The 7,264-nt window shown below is 66.0% G+C and carries 7 protein-coding genes; all 7 read left to right on the top strand.

What is annotated here, in order from left to right:
* Positions 1-380: 380 nt before the first annotated feature.
* The 7 genes from C662_RS19200 (at position 381) to C662_RS19170 (ending at position 7,134) form a co-directional block, all read left to right on the top strand.
* The gene (locus C662_RS19200) at positions 381-857 is read left to right on the top strand and encodes a VOC family protein (RefSeq protein ID WP_002933980.1); all 477 of its coding nucleotides are present in this window, start codon (positions 381-383) and stop codon (positions 855-857) included.
* A gap of 192 nt (positions 858-1,049) precedes the next feature.
* Complete coding sequence (locus tag C662_RS19195) at positions 1,050-3,047, top strand: methyl-accepting chemotaxis protein (RefSeq protein ID WP_002933975.1); 1,998 nt, start codon at positions 1,050-1,052, stop codon at positions 3,045-3,047.
* 228 nt (positions 3,048-3,275) lie between these two features.
* Positions 3,276-4,115, top strand: a complete 840-nt coding sequence (locus C662_RS19190; protein ID WP_002933954.1) for a PEP-CTERM sorting domain-containing protein — start codon at positions 3,276-3,278, stop codon at positions 4,113-4,115.
* Positions 4,116-4,184: 69 nt separating this feature from the next.
* Entirely contained in the window at positions 4,185-4,622 is a 438-nt protein-coding gene (locus C662_RS19185; RefSeq protein ID WP_002933951.1) for a low molecular weight protein-tyrosine-phosphatase, read from the top strand.
* 243 nt (positions 4,623-4,865) lie between these two features.
* A complete protein-coding gene (locus C662_RS19180) occupies positions 4,866-6,386 on the top strand; it encodes a DUF1538 domain-containing protein (protein WP_002933944.1) in 1,521 nt (506 codons plus the stop codon).
* Positions 6,383-6,730, top strand: a complete 348-nt coding sequence (locus C662_RS19175) for a P-II family nitrogen regulator (protein WP_002933942.1) — start codon at positions 6,383-6,385, stop codon at positions 6,728-6,730. The genes C662_RS19180 and C662_RS19175 overlap by 4 nt, the downstream gene beginning before the upstream one ends.
* An 8-nt stretch (positions 6,731-6,738) precedes the next feature.
* Positions 6,739-7,134 carry a CBS domain-containing protein gene (locus C662_RS19170; protein ID WP_002933939.1) on the top strand — a complete coding sequence of 132 codons (396 nt, stop codon included), beginning with the start codon at positions 6,739-6,741 and terminating at the stop codon, positions 7,132-7,134.
* Positions 7,135-7,264 lie beyond the last annotated feature (130 nt).

Genomic DNA, 7,264 nt, shown 5'->3' with positions numbered 1-7,264 from the left:
GCTTTTCGGGTCCCGCCCAACCCCCATCGCCTTCAACCCCTCGCGGCTTGCGCCGCGCCTACGGGGAAAGCGCGCCGCGGCCTGCTGTAGGAGCGGCGCCAGCCGCGAGCTTTCGGGTCCCGCCCAACCTCCATCGCCTTCAACCCCTCGCGGCTTGCGCCGCGCCTACGGGGAAAGCGCGCCGCGGCCTGCTGTAGGCGCGGCGCCAGCCGCGAGCTTTTCGGGTCCCGCCCAACCCCCATCGCCTTCAACCCCTCGCGGCTGGCGCCGCTCCTACGGGGAGAGCGCGCCGCGGCCTGCTGTAGGGGCATGTGGGGTGGATTTGTTGCGACTTCCTCTATAATTATGAATTCTTAACTCAACACCTCACTGGAGGCATCATGTCGCAGCGCCCCTTCAAGATCCTCGGTATCCAGCAGATCGCCATCGGCGGCCCGAGCAAGGACAAACTCAAGACGCTGTGGGTCGACATGCTTGGCCTGGAGGTCACCGGCAACTTCGTGTCCGAACGCGAGAACGTGGACGAAGACATCTGCGCGATGGGTGCAGGCCCGTTCAAGGTCGAGGTCGACCTGATGCAGCCGCTGGATCCCGAGAAAAAGCCGGCGGTGCACACCACTCCGCTCAACCACGTCGGCCTGTGGGTGGACGACCTGCCCAAGGCGGTGGAATGGCTCAGCGCCAACGGCGTGCGCTTCGCGCCTGGCGGCATCCGCCGGGGTGCGGCCGGCTTCGACATTACCTTCCTGCACCCCAAGGGCAACGACGAGTTCCCGATCGGCGGCGAGGGCGTGCTCATCGAACTGGTGCAGGCGCCGCCCGAAGTCGTGGACGCCTTCGCGCGCCTGGCGGGCTGACCACGGCCCTGGGGGCGCGCGGCGCGCCCCCGTGCGGCTTCCTGCGTTGCGAGATTGATCGCCGATATGGAATCGATACCGACAAATCCGTAAAGTCGGCGATCCTCGTGTCGATAACTGCAAGACACATCCGCTGAAGATGGTCTCGGACATCGCAGCCAAAGCCCGCTACTCGCCGCAAAAGGAACGCAGATGGAACCCGTCAGCCGCCCATCAAGTTCGATCGCCAGCCGCCTTGGCCTGATCGTCGCCCTTCCACTCATCGTCATCATCGTGCTGGCCGTCATGCTCGGTCAGTCAGCGTTCGAGCGCTCACGCTCGGCTGAGACCACCGCACAACTGTCGGGGCTCGGCGCCGCCATCAGCGAACTGGTGCACCGGCTGCAGATCGAGCGCGGCTCGACCGCGGGCTTCATCAGCTCCTCGGGCTCCCAGATGCGTGACGTCCTGCCCGGCTTCCAGCGCGACACCGACACCGCCCTCGCGCAGTTCCGCAGCCGGCACCAGCAGACCATCACCGCCGACACGCCGACCGCCCAGAAGCAGGTCGCCGACGTCGAAAGCCAGCTCGCCCAACTCGCCGACATCCGCAGGCAGGCGCAACAACTGAGCATCGCCATCGGCGAGAGCACGCGCTACTACACCGCCACCATCGACAGCCTCATCCAGCTCGCCGCGGGGGCCGCGCATTACAACTCCGACCCCTTGATCGGACAGCGCTCCACTGCACTCGAAGCGCTCATCCGCGCCAAGGAAGCCGCAGGCCAGGAACGCGCGCTCACCACCGCCGCCTTCAGCGCCGACTGGGTCACACCCGAGCAGCACCGCACCATCAGCGAACGCATCAACCGCCAGCGCGCCTTCTTCGAGTTGTTCGGCTCGGTCGCGGGCAGCGACGCCCGGGCCGCGCTCGCGCAGATCGAGGCTTCGCCCGAACTCGAAGCCGTCAAGCGCATGCGCAACGTCATGACCGAGCGCATGGCGTATGGCGAATTCGGCATCAAGGGCGCCGACTGGTTCGCTAGCAGCACCGCCTACATCGACCGTCTCTATGCTCTCGAGCGCCAGGTCAACGGCGAGATTTCCAAGCTCGCAGGCGAACTGGTCGACAGCAGCACGCGCACCCTCTACATCACCATCGGCCTTTCGGTACTGGCCATTGGCGCCACGCTGGTGGTATCCACCCTGCTCGGGCGCAGCATCAGCCGCCCGCTCAGCCAAGCCGTGCGCATCGCCGAGCAGGTTTCCAGCGAAAAGGACTTCACCCGCAGCATCCCGGTCGAAGGCGTGACCGAAGTACAGCGCACCGCCCAAGCCTTCAATCACCTCATCGGCACCTTCCGCCATATTCTGACCGAGGCGCGCACGTCCAGTGAGGGGGTGTCGTCCGCGGCGGCGTCCATCTCGGCATCGAGCAGCCAGCTCAGCCGCAGCGCCGACATCCAGGCCGAATCGGCCGCCACCGTGGCCGCTGCCGCCACCGAAGTTTCGAGCAGCGTCAGCGAGACGGCCACGCGCGCCGCCACTGCTGCCGAACTGGTCGACAAGGCCTCGGCCGACACGCACTCGGCGCTGGACATCATGCAAGAGATGGTCGGCCGCGTGGAGCAAGCCGCCAGCCAGGTCACCGCGTCGCAGGCCGACGTTCAATCGCTGGCTGCCAGCTCCAAGCAGATCGGCGGCATCGTCGGCGTCATCCGCGAGATCGCCGAGCAGACCAACCTGCTCGCCCTCAACGCCGCCATCGAGGCCGCGCGTGCAGGCGAGCAAGGCCGCGGCTTCGCGGTCGTCGCCGACGAAGTGCGCAAGCTCGCCGAACGCACCGCCTCGTCGACCCGCGAGATCAGCACCCTCATCCACGAGATCCAGCAACACGTCGACAGCACTGTCGACTCGATGCAGGCCGCGGGCGTCAACGTCAGCGGCAGCCTCGAGCTCGTATCGCGCACCGAAGCCGCGCTACGCAGCATCGGCGACAGCTCCGAGCGCGTCGCACAGAGCGTGCAGGGCATGGCCCACACCATCCGCGAGCAGGACATCGCCATCCAGCAGGTCGCGTCCAACGCCGAGCGCATCGCCGCCATGACCGAAGAAAACAGCGGCGCCGCACGCACCAGCTCGGACACGGCCGAAGAGCTCGCCCGCGTCGCAAGCGCGCTGTCGAGCCTTGTGGGGCGCTTCCGCACCTGACACCGAGGTCGCGGCACAAGGCTGGCAAGCCGCCCCCGAGTGTCGGTTTTTTTTACACCGGGGGCATAAGCACCCCCATCAAACCGAGTCATCCATATAAAAATCAATAAGTTGTATTTCTGGCATCCGACTTGCTTTGTTGCCACAGCGATTAAGCTCACGCTTGGCACCACCCGGCCAGGCGCAATCTCTTAACCGGTTCAACAACCGATTAAAAGGACCCAGACAATGAAGAAATACGCCCTTCTCGCCGCGACCGCCGCCCTCACCGCCGTGTCGACCGGCGCCTCGGCCGCCTATGTCAGCAACGTCCAGTCGCTGGCTGGCGACTTCGCCATCAGCGGCTTCGCCGACGGCACCCCGCTGACCTACGACGTGGCGCTCACCGGCCTGTCCGGCAGCCTGTCGCTGGCCGCTGGCCCGTCGGGCAGCTACACCGTCAGCGTCGGCCCCGGCCTCGCCGGCGGCACCGGCTACGCCGAAGCCACCTTCTTCGCCGGCCCTGGCGGTACCGTCAGCCGCACGATCAGCTCGAACGTCCAGGTGTTCTCGGGCGACCTCAACGTCTCCGGCCTCACCCCGGGCGTGTATCCGTTCATGTTCGGCACGGGAGCCATCCTCGCCCCGATCACCTTCGGCTTCAGCGGCAGCTATGACGGCGCCACCACCATGGGCGTGCTCGGCCTGCTCAACGGCCTGCTCGGCACCTCGTTCAGCGACCCCACCGGCGCTGGCACCGTCGCCATCACCGGCACCATCACCGACACCAGCGTGACCATGTCCATCACCGAAACGGCCTCCGGCTGGGACGGCGCTGGCGCGCTGCTGCTCGCCGCGGACATCGGAGCATTTGCCGTGCCGTACCTGACCAGCAATCCGACCGCCACGCAAGCGCAGGTTACGGCCGCATATTTCAGTAACAGTAACCTGAGCCGCGACATTATCGACGGCGAGTTCGCCATGCGTAACATCGCCGTCACCGCCGTGCCCGAGCCCGCTTCGCTGGCGCTGCTCGGCCTCGGTCTGGCTGGCCTGGGTGTGATGCGCCGCCGCAAGCAAGCTGCCTGATCTTTCGGTCACGCCGCACCAGCCGACGCCCTCGCAAGGGGGCGTCGGCTTTTTTCTTATAATGCCGCCATGTTCGAAAAGATCCTCACCCTCTGCACCGGCAACATCTGTCGCAGCCCGCTCGCCGAGGCCGTGCTACGCCAGCGCCTGGCCGATCGTGGCCGCACGGCCACCGTCGCCTCTGCCGGCACCGGCGCCCTGGTCGGCCACGCTGCAGACGCCGACACCCAGGCCATCGCGCTTGCCCGCGGCATCGACCTCTCCGCCCACCGCGCCCGTCAGCTCACCCCCGAGATCAGCCGCTGGGCCGACATCATCCTGGTGATGGAAAAACACCACCTCGAATACGCCACCCACCTCGACCCCACCGCACGCGGCAAGCTCTTCCTGCTGGGGCACTGGTCCAAGGTCGAAGTCCCCGACCCCTACCGCCTCAGCCAGGACCACCACGCCCTGGCCTGCGACATCATCTGCGCCGCCACCGACGACTGGCTCGCCCGCCTGTAAACCCCGTTGAAAAGCTCGCGGCTGGCGCCGCTCCTACGGCAAACCCAACGCGCGTCGCCCCCTGTAGGAGCGGCGCAAGCCGCGAGGGGTTGAAGGCGACGGGGGCCGGTGGGCGGCCGTTGAAAAGCTCGCGGCTGGCGCCGCGCCTACGGCAAACCCAACGCGCGTCGCCATCGACTGGCCCCGATTCCTGGGCGCCATGCGAAAATGTCGGTCGAACATCTCTCCATCAGGTGACCGCGCTTGAACGGCCTCAAGGATTTCCTGCACCTCCTGCAGCACTCCTTCCGCAACCTGCTCCCCATTGTCGTCGTCGTCGCCTTCTTCCAGGCCATCGTCTTGCAGACGGTGCCGGATGGCCTGGGGTCGATGGTTGCGGGCCTGCTGGTGGTGGTGGTGGGCGTGGCCCTGTTCCTGCAAGGGCTGGAGCTGGGCATCTTCCCGATCGGCAAGAACCTCTCCAACGCCTTTGCCAAGCGCGGCTCCCTGCCACTGCTGATGGCGTTCGGGTTCGCGCTCGGCTTCTCCGCGGTGATCGCCGAGCCAGCGCTGATCGCCGTCGCAAGCCAGGCCGAAACGATCAGCGCCGGGCGAGTCGACGGATTCACCCTGCGCCTACTGGTGGCGACATCGGTCGGCGCGGTGGTTGCGCTCGGCGTGGTGCGCACCATCCTCGGCCATTCGCTGCACTGGTACATGATCATCGGCTACCTGCTGGTGGTCACCGTCACCTTCTTTGCGCCCGAGGAAATCGTCGGCCTCGCCTATGACTCGGGCGGGGTCACCACCAATATCGTCACCGTACCCCTGATCGCCTCGCTCGGCATCGGCCTGGCGGTATCGATCCGCGGCCGCAACGCGCTCGCACACGGCTTTGGGCTGGTCGCGCTGGCGGTGATGGTGCCGATGATCTCGGTGCAGCTCTACGGCATCTTCGTCTACAGCCTCGGCGCCGCCCCCGCGCTCGCCGCCGCGCAGCCCGCGGCCGGCATCGCACAGGCCGCTGCGGCCGCAATTCCCGAGCCCGCCGGCATGCTCGGCGCACTCACCGGCATGCTCGTCGACCTGCTCACCATGTTCCGCGACGTGGCGCCGATCATCGTCGTCATCCTGTTCTTCCAGTACGGCGTGATCCGCAAGCCGATCGCCCACCTGCACAAGGTCGTGGGCGGCTTCGTCATGGTCATCGTCGGCCTCTATGCCTTCGTGATCGGGCTCAAGCTCGGGCTCTTCCCGGTCGGGCGCGCCATGGCAGAACAGCTCGTCGCCCTCGACACCTACACCTGGGTATACCTGTTCGCACTGTCGATCGGCTTTGCCACCACCATGGCCGAGCCAGCGCTGATCGCCATCGGCCAGAAGGCCGAAGAAGCCGGCAAGGGGCGGCTCAACGCCAACCACATCCGCATCCTGGTCGCCATCGGCGTGGCCATCGGCATCACCATCGGCGTGCATCGCATCATCACCGGCGACTCGATCCACTACTACATCATGGGCGGCTACGCCCTGGTCATTGCGCTGACCTGGCTGGTGCCCAAGTACATCGTCCCCCTCGCCTTCGACCTCGGCGGCGTCACCACGTCCGAGGTGACCGTACCGCTCGTCACCGCGCTGGGCATCGGGCTGGCCACCAACATCGAGGGGCGCAACGTGCTCATCGACGGCTTCGGTCTCATCGCGTTTGCCTCGATCTTTCCCATCGTAACCGTGATGCTCTATGCTCTTTACGCCGAGCGGTTCAAGCCGACAGGAGAAAAAACGTGAAGTTCTCGGTACTTGTCGCGATCCTCGCCGAGGATCTCGAAGAACAGGCGATCGACATCGCCAAGCGCTCCGGCGCAGGCGGCGTCACACTGCTGGACGGGCGCGGCATCGGCGCCAAGGAAAAGAAGACCTTCTTCGGCCTTACCTACGAGGGTAGCCAGTCCGTACTGGTGATGGTGCTCGAGAAGAAGCTCTCGCTCTCCGTGCTCAAGAACCTCAGTCGCGAGCTCGACCTCAAGAACAGCAGCCGTGGCGTGGTGTTCACCATCCCGCTCGAGCACATCGCCGGCATCGACATGCGCCAGATCCAGCAGTTCGAAGAGCACATCAAGCACGACATCTAGGAGCCCCAATGCTGGTCAAGGACATCATGTTGCGCGAAGTGGTGACGGTATCGCCCTTCGCAACCATCCGCGAAGCCATGCGGGTGATGAAGCAGAACAAGGTCAAGTCGCTGGTGGTCGAGAAGCGCGACGCCCATGACGCCTACGGCATCATCACCTACACCAACATCCTCAAGACGATCGTCGCCGAAGAGGGGGACATCGACCTCGTCAATGTCTACGACATCTGCGCCAAGCCAGCGCTGACCATCTCGCGCGAGCTCGACGTCAAGCACGCCGCTCGCCTCATGGTCAATATCGGCGTCCGCCGCCTGCTGGTCACCTCATCCAACGAGCTCGCCGGCATCGTCACCATGTCCGACATCGTCGGCGCCATCCTCAAGCTCGCCGACGAAGAAGCCTGATCGGCCCGAAAAGCTCGCGGCTGGCGCCGCTCCTACAACAAACCCAACGCGCGTCGCCCCCCTGTAGGAGCGGCGCAAGCCGCGAGGGGTTGAAGGCGATGGGGGTGGGTGGGCGGCCGATGAAAAGCTC

The organism is Thauera sp. 28 (assembly GCF_000310145.2).
In the GTDB taxonomy this organism is placed as follows: domain Bacteria; phylum Pseudomonadota; class Gammaproteobacteria; order Burkholderiales; family Rhodocyclaceae; genus Thauera; species Thauera mechernichensis.
Note: the sequence above shows the minus strand (reverse complement) of the source record. Positions and strands in the feature narration are given on the sequence as shown.

What these genes read in the sequence shown, in the direction of transcription:
- C662_RS19195 (WP_002933975.1), top strand. Translation starts at nt 1,050, where the DNA reads ATGGAACCCGTCAGCCGCCCATCAAGTTCGATCGCCAGCCGCCTTGGC.
- C662_RS19185 (WP_002933951.1), top strand. Translation starts at nt 4,185, where the DNA reads ATGTTCGAAAAGATCCTCACCCTCTGCACCGGCAACATCTGTCGCAGC.
- C662_RS19170 (WP_002933939.1), top strand. Translation starts at nt 6,739, where the DNA reads ATGCTGGTCAAGGACATCATGTTGCGCGAAGTGGTGACGGTATCGCCC.
- C662_RS19200 (WP_002933980.1), top strand. Translation starts at nt 381, where the DNA reads ATGTCGCAGCGCCCCTTCAAGATCCTCGGTATCCAGCAGATCGCCATC.
- C662_RS19190 (WP_002933954.1), top strand. Translation starts at nt 3,276, where the DNA reads ATGAAGAAATACGCCCTTCTCGCCGCGACCGCCGCCCTCACCGCCGTG.